The following is a 17041-nucleotide window of genomic DNA, read 5'->3' as shown; positions in this document are numbered from 1 at the left end:
TAACGTGCGCAGTCAGGGGCCCAGGGCACCACCTCTGAGATGAGCGCACCGGCAGCAGAGCCACCCAAGGGGCCCAGGCCTCGTCAATGACGAAAACTCAGCCCGCCCGCTTTGGCGTGATGCCCATGAGCACCGTGTCCGAGTGGGGGTAGGTGCCGAGGTATCGGTGCCAGGAGCTGTCGGGGTGGTTGGGTTCCGCTATCAACAGGTCATCGTAGAGTGGGGTGGCTCCGTAGGCACCGACCTCGGTGAGGTTCGACAGAAGTACACCCTCGGGGGCGGAGTAAAGGGGCTGTGACGCGTAGGTTGCATGCCGCCTCGGCTCGTCGGCTGACCAGGTCGAGGATGGAGACAGGATCAGTGAACCGTCCGATGCGAGGATCGAATCATCGGGATAGCTATCCGTCTTTGGTGAGCCGTCCTTGTTCGTCGTCATCAGGGGCCTGCCGTTGATGAAACCGATGTCCGTTTCAGAATAGGTCGGTGGTTGTGTGCATAGCGGAGCCCAGGAAACCTCCTCTGAGCGGAGAGTTTCGAGGGCCTGCTCGGCTGTGGGGGTGATGATGTGCCCTGTCGTATCCCAGCACGTCATGTGCAGGATCTTCAACCAGTCTCGGGAACCGAGCGAGCGCGCAGTGCGCTCGCGTTCAGTCCCGTTCGGGTTGTAGACGACAAACTCTTCATCTTGCCAATAGGGGCCAGATGAGGCGGTATAGATCCATCCGTCGCTCGCAGGGAATAGCATCGTGGCATTGATGCCGTCCTGTGTGTCACCGCGCGTGTAGGTGCCGTCAGCGAGGTTTAAGAATCCGTCGGCGTCGTACCGCCTGTGTTCTTGATTGAGGCGGCCGACGAGGATGTAACCATTAACGGCGGGGGTAGTGATGGGGCCGCGTTGTTCGTCTCCTTCTGCGCCCGTGACGTAGCTCCACGCCTGGCTACCGTCTTTGTGCCACGCCGTGCAAGTGAATTGCGTCGTTGGGACAGCGAATGAGTATCTCGTGTCGGTTCGTGCACAGACGAGCGCGACAGGCCACGTCACTTGCACAAAGCGTGACCCTTCTCTGATGGGTTGAACGTTACCCACGAGTGTTGCAGGAACTGCCGGGTTCGCGTAGTACCCAAACCTCATGGTCGTGGGTAAGGGCGTCTCCCAGGTAGCGGTGACTGCGCCATCAGCGGCGCGTATTGTTTCGTCACCGGCGACGATAGAGTCCTCCCAGATCAGAAGATTCATGTTGCCGTTGTGGATGTCATGACGCCACAGGACCGTGGGAGTACGTCCGCTCGCATCGATGCCGATGAGTGTCCCGGAAAGTGGATCATCAGAGGATACACGTGTGGAGGCAAAGATGACGGCTGTTCCGTCGATCTGCACGATTTCTTGGATGGGAGCGTCTGTCCCCAGCTCTGCGGACGTCATCTCCCACGCGACGTCGAAGCCCGAGGCGAAGTCCGGGGAAATGAAGGAGGAGACACGTGCGTTGCCCGAATACCCGACCGGCCTGTGCATGAGCCAGGAAGCGCTGACGGCTAGCGTGCTAACGAGGGCGACGGCCAGTGCGATGGCGAGGCAGCGCAGGAGGATCGGGAGGGACTTGCGCCCGGAGGTCAGCGTGTTGGAGAGAGTCATCGGGCGCTCCTCATCGGTCCGGGGGCTGGGGTCAGGCCGACGATGTGGTCGCCGGAGGAAGGAGTCAAGCCAAGCAAGCGCTTGTACCACGGTGATGTCTCAGGGGATATGCGGGCGACGATGAGGTCGTCGTAGAGTGGAGTTGCCGAGCGAACCCCGAGGTTGTTCCAGCCATGTACCGCATCGTTACTCAGCCTGTAAGTGGATGATGTTGTGGGCAGTGTCGACGCCTGCGCCGCAGCCGATACGTTGATGAGTGAAGGGTGCCACGAGTCCAGGTCATGGTCGCTGGACGAAGCACCCTTGAGATGAGGTATGAGCAGGACAGAAGTATCTTGACTGATCGCGGGCGCAGCCCACCACCACGACGCGTCGTAGGATAAAACGTCAAGGTATTGTTGATACGTAGCCAGCGTGACGCTGTCGTTCACGATGATCGCCGAGCCCTCGGTGAGCGTGATTGTTGTGTCCCACGAGTGGTCTCCTGTGGCTGCGTAGTGCACGATCTGTTCGGTCGTCGGTAGTGAGGCTTTCGTCTGTGGATAGGTGCTCAGGTAGTTGATGCGCGCGACGGCCTCCTGCGTAAGAGTGACGACCTGCGCATCCGATCCGTCGGGCGCGACCGTGGCTGCGTGCATGTACCCGCTGCTGATCACCCAACCGTCCTGGGCGCGGATGATGGGCGGTGCGCCAATGTAGGGGAATGTGATACGGCACGACGTGGTTCCGTCATCGAGTTCGGTCGTTGCTGGACCACATGCCTCCTTGATGGCATCGATTCCGGTGCGTTCACCGGTCGAGAGGTTCAGAAATCCGCGCAGAAACGTGCTGCTGAATCCGGTCAGCTGATACCTCGAAAGATGATCAGCGTGGACGATGGGGATCCAGCCGTCCACGGGAGTCACGGTGTCGGGGAAGGAGCCGCTGGATGCGTCGAAGTCCCACACGTGTGTTGCGGTCTTATCCCAGGCCTCACAGTGTCCGGTGGAGAGATCGGGGCAGTAGAGGCGGATCGGGCCGATCGGGGCGCTTGACCAGCCGGTGTGCGAAGGGTGTTCGTAGGGGGAAACTCCGTAGCGAACTCCCGAGGTAGGCCATCCGGTAGTTGTGTGACCGTCCGCTGCGGACACCAGCGTGTTTCCGACGAGGAGGTCGCCGTCCCACCAGTGCACGTCTGTCTCGTCGTCGTTGATGTCGGTGCGCCACAGCTGGCGCGGGGTGGAATAGGAGGCGTCGTAGCCGATGGCGATGCGTTGGGTTCCCTTGTAGCCGACGATGAAGAGGTGGCCGTCGCGCGCGATGTAGTCGTCGATGCGGTCCAGGCCCGCGTCCGCCGCGTCGATTTGCCAGGCGAGGCGCACTCCGTTGATGTAGTTGGAGGACAGGAATCCGGTGTCCTGGGCGCTGCCGTGGTAGCCCCACGAGCCGTTCGCCGACTGGATGACCGCGAGGGCGCACAGGATCGACGTTGTCACCATCCACAGGCGTGCCCCGAAGGTGAAGGGGCAGATGATCTTGTACCAGAGGCGCTTCAATCCACCCGCGTACCTGTAGGCGTCTTCGTCTGGGAATCTCATGGACCTGATCGTAACCGCATCCGCTAGCAACCGGGTAATTGTGCTGGCGTCGCAGGCCAGACGAGGCCGGGGCCGGGTTTGCGCGGGTCACGTCCGTTCTCGCGGAGCGCGGGTGGCAGCGCGAAGGGCCCAGGCCTCGTCAATGACGACGACTCAGCTCGCCCGCCTCGGCGTGATCCCCATGAGGACCGTGTCCGGGTGGGGGTATCCGCCGAGGTAACGCAGGAAGAAATTGCGCTGAGGGACGGGCGTCGCGATAAGCAGGTCATCGTAGAAGGGCTGCGCGGTCCTTGCTCCAACCTGCGAGAGCGAGGCGATCTTGACGCCTGACCGGGAGTAGTACAAGGCTGGAGCTTCTTCCTTGGTGGAGTTCTTCTTGTCGCTCTCTATCGACTGGATGCCGAGGATCAGTGAGCCGTCAGCCGATAAGAATGCCCCTTGTTCGTAATCCGTGTAGGTGGGTGTTCCGTCCTTGTCGGCGGCTAAGAAGCTCCTGCCGTTGAGAGTGGTGAGGTCAGAGCCGGATCGGGGAGTGACAATACCGCTGCACATGGGTGTCCAGCCGTGCCCGGTGCGGAGGGCCGTGAGGGCCTGCTCGGCTGTGGGAAGAACTGCAAGCCCATCGGTATCCGTGCACGTGGTGGTGATGAGTGTCCTCCACCCTAGTGAGTTGGTGGTCAGCGTCACCATCTCGCGGAGGCTGCCGTCTGGGTTCAAGACGGCGATGTCGCCGTCTTCAAGCTGAGAGTAACCCATCCCGTTAATGATCCAGCCATCGCTTGTCGCGTAGACGTTGTCGATGCTGATGCGACCAGAGAAGGGCACGTCGAGATCCGTGACGGAGCCGTCGACGAGGCTGAGGAACGAATCGACATACAAATCATAATCGTTCTCAGAGTGCCCGACGATGAGATGGTCGTCGACCGTGGCGACACCGGTTGGCTGAACCGTCTGCCCATCGGCGTTCCTCGTGACCGCGTAGTTCCAGGCCTGGGTGCCGTCCTTGTGCCACCCCGTGCACGAGGGGCCCTCATTGCGATCGCCCGACCTCGAGTCGTTGATGGGCGTGCAGGTGACCACGACGGACGAGGTGATGGGAACAAAGCTCCCGCCGTCACCCCACGATGGGCGCGGGAACAAGACGCGTGGGGAACCGCGATCATGGTCGTACCCGACAGTGGTGGGCAGGGGAGTATCCCAGGTCGCGGTGACTGTGCCATCGGATGCCCGAATAGTTTCACCACCCGCAATGATCGAGTCGTCCCAGGTGAAGAGTGTGCCACTCTCAGAGTTGAACTCGTGGCGCCACAGAACGGTAGGAGTGGAACCGCTCGGATCGATGCCGATGAGCGTCCCGGAGAACGTTGTCGCACCTTTCGACGACCCATCTTTCTTGCCGGTGACCGCGACCAGCACCCCATCGACCCTCGTGGTGGCCACGACCGGCCCATCGACGCCCAGGTCCTTGCTCGTCATCTCCCAGGCGACGGAGAACCCGGAGGAGAAATCGGTGGAGATGGCCTGCGAGGGGTGGGCGTGACCGGAGTAACCGGTGGGGAGATGGATCAGCCACGACAGGCCGATCCCGAGGACCACGGCGATGGCGGCGACGAGAAGCTTCCTCTCGCGGATAAAACCAAGCACGGAAACAAGGAAGTTGCGCGCACTATCCGGGGCAGTCATCGAACGCTCCTCATCGGTCCGGGGGCTGGGGTCAGGCCGACGATACGGTCGCCGGAGGAAGGAGCCAGGCCAAGCAAGCGCTTGTACCACGGTGATGTCTGAGGGGATATGCGGGCGACGACGAGATCATCGAAGAGAACTGTGCCGGATGAAACCTGCAGGGTGCGCCATCCGGGGACTGCGGAGTTTTTTAGCAAATACTCGCCCTTATCAGGCCTGCTCCAGTCTGCCGCGGCCGCCGCCGAGTCAACGAGGAGTGGCGTGTAGTAATCCTTGACGTCCCTCGTGGACTTGGGGATCAATGCCACTGATGCGTCACGGCTATAGGCGATGCCTCGCGCCCACGTGGCCGCGCTCGAATACGTTTCAAAGAGCTCCCGATCGGTGGCAAGCGGCTCGCCATCGTTGATGATGACCGAGGCCATGGCCGAGCCAGGCGACGTGTAGACCACCGCGCTCGAAGCCTCCCACGTGTGGTCGCCCGTGGCGGCGAAGTGGAGTAGGTCCTCAGTGGTGGGCAGTTCGGAATCGTCCGTCACGTGGACGTTCAGGAAAGCGATGCGTTCCATTGCCTCGAACGACAGGGTGCCCACCCTCGGATTCGATCCGTCAGGGGCGACGGCGGCAACGTTGGAGTCATTCGCGCTGGAGGAGCTTGATCGGAGTCCGTCGCTGATGATCCAGCCATCCCTGCTGCGAATGATGGGTAGCCGGAGTGTGTCTGGATGGACCAAGCGACACGTTGTCGTACCGTCGTGATTCTCCTTGACGGCGGGACCGCATGCCTCCTCGATGGCGTCGATCCCCGTGCGTTCGCCCGTCTCCAGGTTCAGGAATCCGGCCAGCCCATACGTCATGTCTCGAAGACTCTTGTCCGTCGACTTGTCTGTTCTCACCAGCGGCACCCAGCCGTTCACCGGGGCAACTGCGTCAGGGATCGTATCCGAGGAGGCGTCGAAATCCCAGACGTGGGTAGCGGTCTTATCCCAGGCCTCGCACCGTCCGGTGGAGAGATCAGGGCAGTACAGGCGGATTGGGCCAATGGGGGCGCTTGACCATCCCGTAGAAGTGGGGCGTGCATATGCGTTCCCAGCCAGGGAATCACCCGACGACGGCCAGCCAGTTGTGACCTTCCCATCTGCCGGAGAGATCAGTGTATTGCCGACGAGGAGGTCCCCGTCCCACCAGTGCACGCCGGGTTCGTCGTCGACGTCGACGCGCCACAGCTGGCGGGGGGTGGAGTGGGAGGCGTCGTAGCCGATTGCGACCCGCTGGCTTCCCTTGTAACCCACCAGGAAGAGGTAGCCGTCGCGTGCGATGTAGTCGTCGATGATGTCCAAACCAGCGTCCGCTGCATCGATTTCCCAGGCCAGGCGCACGCCGTTGACGAAGTTCCCGGAGAGAAATCCTGTGTCTTGGGCGCGGCCGTGATAGCCCCACGAGCCGTTCGCTGAATGCATGACAGCGAGCGCGCAGATGATGCTGGTTATCACCATCCACAGTCGTGCCCCGAAGGTGAAGGGGCAGATGATCCGGTACCAGAGGCGCTTGAGCGCCCCCGCCCACCTGTAGTCTTCATCGTCTGGGAATCGCATGGTTCGATCGTAACCGCATCCGCTAGCAACCGGGTAATTGCGCTGGCGTCGCAGGCCAGACGAGGCCGTGGCCGGGTGTGGTGGGTCGTCGCGCGTGAGGGGTCGCGACAGGTGGTTGTGCCCGCCCGTTTGTGCGCAGATGGGCCCTTGAGGTGGCAGTGTGGGCGCCCTGCCCACACTGCCACCCATAGGGTTAACGTGCGCAGTGAAGGGCCCAGGGCGCCACCCCTGAGATGAACGCACCGGCAGCAGAGCCACCCAAGGGACCCAGGCCTCGTCAATGACGACGACTCAGCCCGCCCGCTTTGGCGTGATCCCCATCAAGACCGTGTCCTTGCGATGGGAGGGGCTGGGGGAGTTGCGCGTCGCGTAGCTCGGGGTCGGTACTGCGACCAGGAGGTCTTCGTACACGGCGGTGACGCCGTGAACCCCGAACTCCTCCAGGGTCGCGAGCTGGTTGCCGGAGGGAACTGCGTAGAGGTTGTGCGGGCGGTGGAGGACAGAGTCGCTCTCACCGGCGCCATCAGGCTCGCGCGACAGGATGAGGGACCCGTCCCTCGAGGGAATTAAATCGGTGGCGTAGGCGCCCTTGATGGGCTTGCCGTCCGTGCTCGTGACCGTCAGATCGCGTCCGTTGATGGCCGTGATCGCAAAGAGGGAGCCGATTCCGTTGCGCGTGGCGCACAGGGTAGCCCAGGGGGCCTGGCCGGTGGCGATGGTTTCGGTGGCCTGTTCGACCGTGGGGATGATCTCGGTGCCGTCTTCCGACCAGCACAGGAGGGCGGCCAGATCCTCGGGGGGCATGGCCGTGGAGGCGACGGCACTCGTCGACTGCTCGGTCCCGTCTGGCGAGACGGTCACCAGCGCGGTTTCGCGGGGCTGCCTGTTCGTCACGCCGCTGGAAATGTAGCCGTCGCTGGCGATGAGGTAGTGGCGCGCCTCAAGGGTTGCTCCTTCCGTGATGGTCCCGTCTTCCAGGCGCAGGTACTGGGAGATGGGGGCGATGTCTGCGGAGCCGGTGCGGGAGATCGGAATGTACCCGTTGGCGGCGCGTGTATGTGAGGGTAAGCCGGGCAGCGACGTGTTGGAATAGGTGCTGGTCGCCGTGTACGTCCATGCCTGGGTGCCGTCCTGGCGCCAGCCCGCGCAGTCGTAGTCCGCGCCGTGTCGGCCCGAGGAGCTCGTTGACTCCAGGCAGGTGACGGCGAGGGGCCAGGCCACGGGGACGATGCGCGGCTCGTATTGGTCGACGATGTGCTCGCCGACCAGCAGGAGGGGCTGGCCGGGCATGTAGCTGCTGGCCTCGCTGGGCAGCGGTGTCTGCCACGTCGCGGTGACGGTCCCATCCGAGGCACGGATCGTCTGGTTTCCGGCGACGAGCGAGTCGCCCCACGCCAGGACGATTGGGTATTCGCCTGTGAACTGGTGGGTCCATAGGACGGTGGGTGTCGGCCCGCTGACGTCGAGGCCAATGAGGGTGTGCTCCGAGCCGTAGGGTCCGGTGAGGGCGACGAGAGTCCCGTCGACGACCGCGGTCGTCGCGACCGTCTCGTTGGCACCCAGGTCCGTGGCGCTCATCTCCCAGGCGACCTCGAAGCCGCCCGAGAAGTCGGTCGAGAGGAACCTGGAGGGCAGGGCCTGTCCCGAGTATCCGGTGGACTGGGCGGACCTGGAGGAGTCCGAGGCTCCGGGGGTGGGGAGCGTTCCCGTGCAAGCCGCGAGGAATGCGGCCGCCGCGAGCGCAGCGCCGATGGTGGTGCCGATCCGGCGCCTGTTCGGGCGGTGGGAGGCGGTGGATGTCATTGCGTGCTCCGGGTGGTGTTGGTGGTGGGGATCAAGCCGACGATGTGGTCGCCGGAGGAAGGAGTCAGGCCAAGCAAGCGCTTGTACCACGGTGATGTCTCAGGGGATATGCGGGCGATGATGAGGTCGTCGAAGAGGGGGATCGCCTCGGTCGCCTGGTAGTCGTTCCACGCCGGGACCGCGTACTCGTTGAGGGCCGAGGCCGGGGCGGGCGCGTCCTCATGCGCCGTAACGTTCAGCAGCAGAGGGCGCGCCTCGGGCAGCTTGGACTGCGAATGGGGTTTCTCCTGGTCGATGGAGGCCAGCAGGATGACGGAGGTGTCGCGGCTGATGGCCGGTCGGCGCCACCATGTCTCAGGGGAATTCCTCGAACTGGGAAAGATGCTCTGTGAGGTGACGATGGGATCGCGATCGTTGATTGTGATGGCGGCATTGAACGAGTCTGACGTGGCCGGGGTCAGGCTGATCGTCGTCTCCCAGGGGTGCGCGCCCGTCGAGGCGTAGGCCATCAGCTCCTCGGTGGTGGGAGGCGTAGGCTGGCTTGTGCCCGAGTAGGTTTCCAGGTAGCGCAGGCGTTCGATCGCCTCGCTGCTCATCGGGAAGAGCTGTGCGTTGGACCCGTCGGGGGCCACGGTCGCCACGTTTCCATCCTCGTCGCCGATCAGCCACCCGTCCGAGGCTCGGATGATCGCGACCTTGAAGGATCCCGTTCCCGTCAGTGGGCAGCGATCTTCCTCGGTCAGGCCACGGATCTCGATGGGGGAGCAGGCCTCGTTGATGGCGTCAACGCCGACGCGCTCGCCCGTGTTGACGTTGAGGAATCCCACGAGAGCCCCTGCGTCGCGGGTCTCCACACGGGAGATCGCGTACGTCGTGCGTCTGAGCGGAACCCACCCCTCCAGTGGTTTATCCGTCGTGGGGAAGTCGCCGCGCGAGGCGTCGAAATCCCACGCGCGGGTCACGTTCTTATCCCAGGCCTCGCACTGGAGGGTGGAGGGGTCGGGGCAGTTGAGGCGCACGGACCCCACGGGCGCGCTCGTCCACCCGCTGAGCGTGGGGCGCGAGTACGAGGAGTGATCGAAGCGGGCGGTCGGCGTCGGCCAGCCCGTGGTCGTTGTTCCGTCCGCGACGGACACCAGCGTGTTGCCCACGAGGAGGTCCCCCTCCCACCAGTAGCTGCCGGGCTCGTCGTCGGTGAGGTTGGTACGCCACAGCTCGCGCGGCTTCGCGCTGCTCGCGTCGTAGCCGATTGCGACGCGCTGGCTCCCGCGATAGCCCACCAGGAAGAGGCGTCCGTCGGCCGCTGCGTAGTCGTCGATGCGGTCCAGACCAGCGTCCGCCGCGTTCATCTGCCAAGCAACGCCGACGCCGTTTGCGTAGCCATCGGCCAGGTAGCCGGTGTCCTGCGCGGCCCCGCGATAGCCGGGGGTGGCTCCTGCGGTGACCAGCCGTGAATCGCTCATGACATATAGGAGTGCGAAGGCTCCCAGAACGATGAACGCCACGATCCATATCCATGCTCGGCGCAGGAACGGGCGCGATGAGCGCGACGGAGGATCAGCCGACACTGGCTGAGCATCAGGCACTGTGTGACGAGAACTCATGAATCTGATCATAACGGTCTAATTTTGTTAGCACTGTGCCTCTCGTCCCGGAACCCAGGTGAAACGCCGTTTGTGGCCGAGTGCGCCGGTCGCGCACGCGCGCGAGAATCAGCCACGGCCTCGTCAATGTCAAACCGAGTGGCGTGAGACGCGCGGAGATGGCCTTGGTACACAGATGTGGGTGGGACGCGGTAAGGTCCTTCCAAGATACCTCGGAGCGTGGATTCGCCGACGAGGTGCTACAAATACTGGGGAAGTAACGGGGAAGGGACAGGTAATGTCAGCGACGAAGCTCGTGATCGTGGAGTCTCCTGCGAAGGCAGCCACCATCGAGGGGTACCTGGGTCCCGACTACCACGTAACCGCCTCCATCGGCCACATTCGCGACCTCCCGCAGCCCTCCGAGCTGCCCAAGGACATGAAGAAGGGGCCATTCGGCCGCTTCGCCGTCAACGTCGACGAGGGCTTCACGCCCTATTACGTGGTGAACCCGGACAAGAAGAAAAAGGTCACCGAACTTAAGAAGCTCCTCAAGGAGTCCGACGAACTCTTCCTCGCAACCGATGAGGACCGCGAGGGTGAGGCCATCGCGTGGCACCTCCTGCAGGTGCTCAAGCCGAAGGTTCCTGTGCGCCGCATGGTGTTCCACGAAATCACGAAGGAAGCGATCCAGCGCGCGCTCGACAACACGCGTGACCTGGATACGAACCTCGTGGACGCGCAGGAGACGCGCCGCATCCTCGACCGCCTCTACGGCTACGAGGTCTCGCCCCTCCTGTGGCGCAAGATCCGCCCGTCCCTGTCGGCGGGGCGCGTGCAGTCGGTGGCCACGCGCCTCGTGGTCGCCAAGGAACGCGACCGCATGGCGCACGTGAGCGCCCAGTACTGGTCGATCGACACGGCCTTCACGTCGGCAGGCCAGGCCTTCGGCGCGCGCGTGGCCTCCGTGGACGGCCACGCCATCGCAACCGGCTCTGACTTCAGCGAGAAGGGCGAGCTGAGCGCGAAGGCGGCCAAGGCCGGCGTCCTCCACCTGGACGAGGCCACCGCCCGCTCCTACGCCCGCGCGTTGGAAGACGCCCCGGCCTCGGTCATCGACTCGGTGACCCGCAAGCCCTACCGCCGTCGCCCGGCCGCCCCCTTCACGACGTCCACCCTCCAGCAGGAGGCCTCGCGCAAGCTGCACTGGAACGCCTCCTCGACGATGCGCACCGCCCAGTCCCTCTACGAGTCCGGTTACATCACCTACATGCGTACCGACTCCACGGCCCTGTCCAGCCAGGCGATCCACGCCGCCCGCGAGCAGGCCACCCAGCTCTACGGGGCCGAGGCCGTGGCCGAGTCCCCGCGCCTGTACGGCACCACGTCGAAGGGCGCGCAGGAGGCGCACGAGGCGATCCGCCCGGCCGGCGACCACTTCCGCACACCCGGCGAGGTGGCGGGCTCCCTCTCGAAGCAGCAGCTCGCCCTGTACGACCTGATCTGGAAGCGCACGGTCGCCTCGCAGATGGCCGACGCTCTTGGCTACACGGCGACGATCCGCGTGCTCACCGGCATCGAGGTCGACGGCAAGCGCCACGACGTGATGTCCTCGGCCTCGGGCACGGTCATCACCTCCCCGGGCTTCCGCCTGGCCTACCAGGAGGGCCGCGACCAGGGCCGCTACGACGCGGAAAAGAACGACGCGGAGAAGACCCTGCCCGACGTCGCCGAGGGTGATCCCGCGACGCTGACCGAGGCCACCCCCGACGGCCACGAGACCCAGCCCCCGGGCCGCTACACGGAGGCCACGCTGGTCAAGACCATGGAGGAACTCGGCATCGGCCGTCCCTCCACCTACGCGGCGACCATCCAGACGATCGGGGACCGCGGGTACGTCACGCATCGCGGCCAGTACCTGGTGCCCACGTGGCTGGCCTTCTCCGTGACGCGGCTGCTCGAGGAGAACCTGGCGAACCTGGTCGACTACGACTTCACGGCCTCGATGGAGGGCGACCTGGACCGTATCGCCGCTGGCGAGGAGAATGGCACGGAGTTCCTGACCGGCTTCTTCTTCGGCTCCGACGGTACGGGCGAGCACGGCGGCCTGCGCCACGACGTGGCCTCCCTGGGCGACGACATTGATGCGCGCGCCGTCAACTCGATCGACCTGGGTCGCGGCGTGACGCTGCGCGTGGGCCGCTACGGCCCCTACATGGAAAAGGCCGACGGGACGCGCGCGAACGTGCCGCCGGAGGTCGCCCCCGACGAGCTGACGGACGAGCTGATCGACCAGCTCTTTGCGCGCGCCGCCGACGACGGCCGCGAGCTGGGCGTCGACCCCGCGACCGGTCACACGATCATCGTTAAGGACGGCCGCTACGGCCCCTACGTCACCGAGGTCCTGCCCGAGGCGGCCGAGGGTGCCGAGGAGGGCGCGAAGAAGGCGAAGAAGAGCGCCGCCAAGCCTCGCACCGCGTCCCTGTTCAAGACCATGGACATCTCCACGGTCACCCTCGAGGATGCCCTGAAGCTGCTGTCCCTGCCGCGCGAGGTGGGCACCGACCCGGCCTCGGGCGACGTCATCACCGCGCAGAACGGGCGCTACGGCCCCTACCTGAAGAAGGGCACGGACTCGCGCACCCTGGCCTCGGAGGATCAGCTGCTGACCATCACCCTGGACGAGGCCCTGGCCATCTACGCCCAGCCCAAGACGCGCGGCCGCGGCGCGGCCCGCCCGCCGCTGCGCGAGTTCGGCGAGGACCCGATCTCGGGCAAGAAGGTCACCGTCAAGGATGGCCGCTTCGGCCCCTACGTGACGGACGGCGAGACCAACGTGACGGTGCCGCGCGCCGAGACAGTCGAGGACCTGACGGCCGAGCGCGCCTACGAACTCCTCGCCGACAAGCGCGCCAAGGGCCCCGCCCCCAAGCGCACCCGCAAGACGGCCGCGAAGAAGCCCGCGGCCAAGAAGACGGCCACCAAGAAGACGACCGCGGCGAAGAAGACGGCCGCGGCGAAGAAGACGGCCACCAAGAAGGCCGCGACGAAGAAGGACAGCTGATGGCAGCGCGAGGAGTGTTCATCACCTTCGAAGGCGGCGACGGCTCGGGGAAGTCCACGCAGATCCAGTCCGTGCGCGACTGGTTCGAGAGCCGTGGCCGCGAGGTCATCGTCACCCGCGAGCCGGGCGGCACCGAGCTGGGCACGGAGATCCGCCGCCTGGTCCAAAACGGCCCCGAGGACGTCGATGCGCGCACGGAGGCCCTCCTGTACGCCGCCGACCGCGCCTACCACGTCGCCACGGTCATCCGCCCCGCCCTTGAGCGTGGCGCCGTCGTGCTGGGGGACCGCTACATCGACTCCTCCCTGGCATACCAGGGCGCCGCCCGCTCCCTCGGCGTGGACGAGATCGCCTCCCTGAGCGCCTGGGCGACCCGCGGCCTGTACCCCTCCCTGACCTTCCTGCTGGACCTGCCCCCGGAGGTGGGTGCCCGTCGCCGCACCGACGCCCCGGACCGCATGGAACGCGAGTCCATGGACTTCCACGAGCGCGTGCGCCACCAGTACCTGCGACTCGCCGACGCCGAGCCCGAGCGCATCGTCGTCATCGACGCGGTCGGCACGATCGAGGAGGTCTTCTCCGAGATCCGCGGCGTCCTCGTCGAGCGTTTCGACGGCGGGGTGGCCACCATCGACGAGGCCGTGGACGGCTCCGCCGGATCGGTGACCGTCGCGGGCGCTGGCGCTGATGCTCCTGCTGACGCTCCTGCTGAGGTTCCCGCTGAGACCGAGGATACCGCTCCCGAGGTTGCCTCCTCCGAGGCGTCGACCGAGGAAGCCTCTCCCACCGACACCCCCGAGGCCTCGGCCCCCGACACCGCGGGCGAGGAAACCGCCACCGACGAGGCAGAACCCGTCCTCGTTGACACCCCCGCGACAGCCGCCACCCGGAAGCACCGCGCCGCCAAGGCCTCGCACAAGGGCAGCACCGAGAAACGGTCCTCGCGTAAGCCGGCGACCATGGTGGGAGCCCTGGGCGAGTCCCAGGGCGCGCTGTGGGATGAATGATGAGCGTCTGGTCCTCGCTGGTCGGACAGGACGCGGCGGTCGCTAAGCTCAGCGAGGCCGCGGCGTCCGCCCGTGCAATCGTCGCCTCCCGGGGCAGCGGGCGTGCCACCGACGAGGCGCGCTCTATGAGCCACGCCTGGCTTATCACCGGCCCGCCCGGATCCGGCCGCTCGGTCGCAGCCCGCGCCTTCGCGGCAGCCCTCCAGTGCACCGGCGAGACCCCCGGGTGCGGAGCGTGCCCCGGGTGCCGCACGACGATGGGCCGCACCAACGCGGACGTTCTCTTCGCGGCCACCGAAACCTCGATCATCAACGTGGACACCGCGCGCTCCCTCGTGCTCCAGGCGCAGTCCTCGCCCTCCCAGGGTCTGTGGCGCGTCATCGTCGTCGAGGACGCCGACCGCCTGGGCGAATCCGGCGCGAACGCGCTGCTCAAAGCCATCGAGGAGCCGCCCGAGCACACCGTGTGGCTCCTGTGTGCCCCCAGCCCCGAGGACATGATCGCCACGATCCGCTCGCGCTGCCGCCACCTGGGCCTGCGCATCCCCACCGCGGCCGCCGTCGCCGACCTGCTCGTGCGCGAGGGCGTCGCCTCCCCCGAGGTCGCCCTCGAGGCCGCGCGCGCCGCCCAGTCCCACATCGGGCTGGCCCGGGCCCTCGCCCGCGACCCCCAGATGCGTGCCCGCCGCCGCGACATCATCACCGCGCCAGCCTCCGTGCGCAGCGTCGGCGAGGCCGTCATGGCGGCCGACCGCCTGCTCGAAACCGCCAAAGCACAGGCCGACGCGCAGGTCAGCGAACGCAACGCCCGCGAAAAGGCCGAACTGATGCGCCAGCTGGGCATGGAGGAAGGCGAGAACGCCACCAAGGCCTCGCGCACGATGATCCGCCAGCTCGAGGAAGACCAAAAGCGCCGCTCCAAGCGGGCCCTCACCGACGCGATCGACCGCGCCCTCATCGACCTGCTCGCCATCTACCGCGACGTCCTCATGGTCCAGGTCGGCGGCGACAGCGACCTCATCAACACCGACCTGACCGACCTCGTGCGCCAGATCGCCGACGACTCCACGCCCCGCCAGACCCTGGCGCGCGTCGACCACATCGAAACCGCCCGCAAGCGCCTGGTCGCCAACGGCAACCCCCTCCTCGTCCTCGAAGACATGGCGATCTCCCTGCGGCCGCAGGCATAGGAACCCCGCGCGTAAACTCCGTTACAATCGGGGCCATGAAAACACGCTCCATCGCGGCCGCAGCCGTCGCGATCCTCGCGGTCGTCGCGATCGTCCTGACCATTATCGGGTACTTCGGTATCCACCGCCGCAAGGGACCCGCGCCCACCCAGACGGCCACGGCCTCGTCCGCCCCGATCGACGTCCACGGCGGCTCCATCCAAGCCTTCTACGACCAGGGCATCACGTGGGGCAAGTGCGCGCCCGGCACCTTCGACAGCTACCGAGGCGTCGACAGCTCCGACCCCAGCGAATACCAGTGCGCCTTCCTCAAGGCCCCCCTGGACTGGGATAACCCCGACGGCGACCAGATCTCCCTCGCGCTGGCCATCCACCGCTCCGGTAAGAAGGACGCGCCCGCGCTGTTCGTCAACCCCGGCGGCCCCGGCGGCGCCGTCGTCTCCGCGCTGCCCTACTACGCCGGCCAGGGCATCGGCGAGGCCGTGGTCAATGCCTACGACATCGTCGCCCTCGACCCGCGCGGCGTCGGCGACTCCACCCCCGTCTTCTGCATGACCGACGCGGAGAAGGACAAATACAACGCGGGCTCCGAAACCGAAGGCACGGACGCCGACACCCCGCAGTCCGCGATCGCCGAAGTGCAGGAAGACTCGCGCGAATTCGCGCAAGGATGCCGCGACCACTCCGGCGCCATCTTCGAGCACATCGACACGGTCAGCGCCGCCCGCGACTTCGACATGGTGCGCTCCATCCTCGGCCAGGACAAGCTCAACCTCCTGGGCTACTCCTACGGCACCTTCCTCGGCGCCACCTACGCCGGCCTCTACCCGGCCCAGGTCGGACGCTTCGTCCTCGACGGCGCCCTCGACCCCTCCCTGAGCGTCGACGAAGTCTCCTCCATGCAGATGCGCGGCCTGGATGCCTCCCTCCAACAGTGGATCACGGACTGCGCCACCCAGGCCTCGTGCCCGATGGGACGCACCAAGGACGAAGGCATCGCCAACGTGCGAAGCTTCCTCGAATCCCTCGAGGCCAGCCCGCTGCCGACCAATGACCCGGACCGCCCCCTCACCGAAGGGCTCGCCGTGACCGCCATGATCGGCGCCATGTACAACACCGAGTGGTGGCCCGAGCTCACCAACGCCTATTCGGACGCCACGCGCCGAAACGACGGCACCGCGATGCTCGAGATCGCTGACCTCATGAACTCGCGCAACCCCGACGGCACCTATGCGGACAACTCCACGGACGCGATCAACGCGATCAACAACCTGGACTACAAGCCCGCGGGCACGGACGCTGAGTGGATCGCCCGCGCCGACGCGCTCAAGAGCGAACTGTCCATCCTGGACCGCTACGTCGGCTACCCCTCCGCCGGGCTGTCAGCCTGGCCGACCGAGCACGCCGAGCGGGCACCCATCCACGCGACCGGTGCCGCGCCCATCCTCGTCATCGGAACCACGCACGACCCAGCCACGCCCTACCCGATGGCCGAGGCGCTGGCCAGCCAGCTCGACTCCGGCGTCCTCATCACCGTCGAAGGCTGGAACCACACCGCCTACCGGCGCGGCGCCAACCAGTGCGTCGTGCGCGCCGTCGAAGACTACCTGGTCAAGGGCGCTGTCCCCACCGACGGACTCACCTGCCAGTAGTTCGTGACCCACGACATTACTTTGCTGGACGTCCTGGTTTGCGCTGGCGCCGGTTCGTCCAGTAGAGTTGTGCCGTTGCCTGCACGCCCCGGAAACGGTGGAACGGCAGGCGCGGCCGCCTTAGCTCAGTCGGCAGAGCGATTCACTCGTAATGAATAGGTCGTGGGTTCGATTCCCACAGGCGGCTCCATAAGAGCGTCACTTTGGATACAAAAAATCCCGGCCCAGCCGGGACGTGTCCAGGGTGGCGTTTT

General features: G+C 65.9%; 10 protein-coding genes and 1 tRNA gene. 5 read left to right on the top strand and 6 right to left on the bottom strand.

From position 1 onward, the window contains the following. Positions 1–97: 97 nt before the first annotated feature. The 6 genes from O3669_RS07990 to O3669_RS07965 form a co-directional block, all read right to left on the bottom strand. Positions 98–1633 carry a hypothetical protein gene (locus tag O3669_RS07990; RefSeq protein ID WP_371524299.1) on the bottom strand — a complete coding sequence of 512 codons (1536 nt, stop codon included), beginning with the start codon at positions 1631–1633 and terminating at the stop codon, positions 98–100. After that, entirely contained in the window at positions 1630–3210 is a 1581-nt protein-coding gene (locus O3669_RS07985) for a hypothetical protein (protein WP_371524298.1), read from the bottom strand. The genes O3669_RS07990 and O3669_RS07985 overlap by 4 nt, the downstream gene beginning before the upstream one ends. 153 nt (positions 3211–3363) lie before the next feature. Then, positions 3364–4893 carry a hypothetical protein gene (locus O3669_RS07980; protein ID WP_371524297.1) on the bottom strand — a complete coding sequence of 510 codons (1530 nt, stop codon included), beginning with the start codon at positions 4891–4893 and terminating at the stop codon, positions 3364–3366. Then, entirely contained in the window at positions 4890–6488 is a 1599-nt protein-coding gene (locus O3669_RS07975; protein ID WP_295920142.1) for a hypothetical protein, read from the bottom strand. The genes O3669_RS07980 and O3669_RS07975 overlap by 4 nt, the downstream gene beginning before the upstream one ends. Before the next feature lie 291 nt (positions 6489–6779). After that, entirely contained in the window at positions 6780–8291 is a 1512-nt protein-coding gene (locus O3669_RS07970; protein WP_295967664.1) for a hypothetical protein, read from the bottom strand. After that, a complete protein-coding gene (locus O3669_RS07965; RefSeq protein ID WP_295967661.1) occupies positions 8288–9895 on the bottom strand; it encodes a hypothetical protein in 1608 nt (535 codons plus the stop codon). Before O3669_RS07965 ends, O3669_RS07970 begins: the two co-directional genes overlap by 4 nt. A gap of 277 nt (positions 9896–10172) precedes the next feature. Between O3669_RS07965 and topA the strand changes: the two genes are divergently transcribed. The 5 genes from topA to O3669_RS07940 all read left to right on the top strand — a co-directional run bounded on the left by topA (position 10173) and on the right by O3669_RS07940 (position 16977). Beyond that, on the top strand, positions 10173–12938 hold the full coding sequence (gene topA / locus O3669_RS07960) for a type I DNA topoisomerase (RefSeq protein ID WP_371524296.1): 2766 nt from the start codon (positions 10173–10175) through the stop codon (positions 12936–12938). Beyond that, positions 12938–13945, top strand: a complete 1008-nt coding sequence (tmk, locus tag O3669_RS07955; protein WP_371524295.1) for a dTMP kinase — start codon at positions 12938–12940, stop codon at positions 13943–13945. Before topA ends, tmk begins: the two co-directional genes overlap by 1 nt. Next, positions 13942–15135, top strand: a complete 1194-nt coding sequence (locus tag O3669_RS07950; protein WP_371524294.1) for a DNA polymerase III subunit delta' — start codon at positions 13942–13944, stop codon at positions 15133–15135. The genes tmk and O3669_RS07950 overlap by 4 nt, the downstream gene beginning before the upstream one ends. A gap of 35 nt (positions 15136–15170) precedes the next feature. Beyond that, entirely contained in the window at positions 15171–16787 is a 1617-nt protein-coding gene (locus O3669_RS07945; RefSeq protein WP_371524293.1) for an alpha/beta hydrolase, read from the top strand. A gap of 114 nt (positions 16788–16901) precedes the next feature. Then, a tRNA-Thr gene (locus O3669_RS07940) sits at positions 16902–16977 on the top strand. Positions 16978–17041: the final 64 nt, after the last annotated feature.

This window comes from Pauljensenia sp. 20925_1_34, from assembly GCF_041432775.1.
In the GTDB taxonomy this organism is placed as follows: domain Bacteria; phylum Actinomycetota; class Actinomycetes; order Actinomycetales; family Actinomycetaceae; genus Pauljensenia.
Note: the sequence above shows the minus strand (reverse complement) of the source record. Positions and strands in the feature narration are given on the sequence as shown.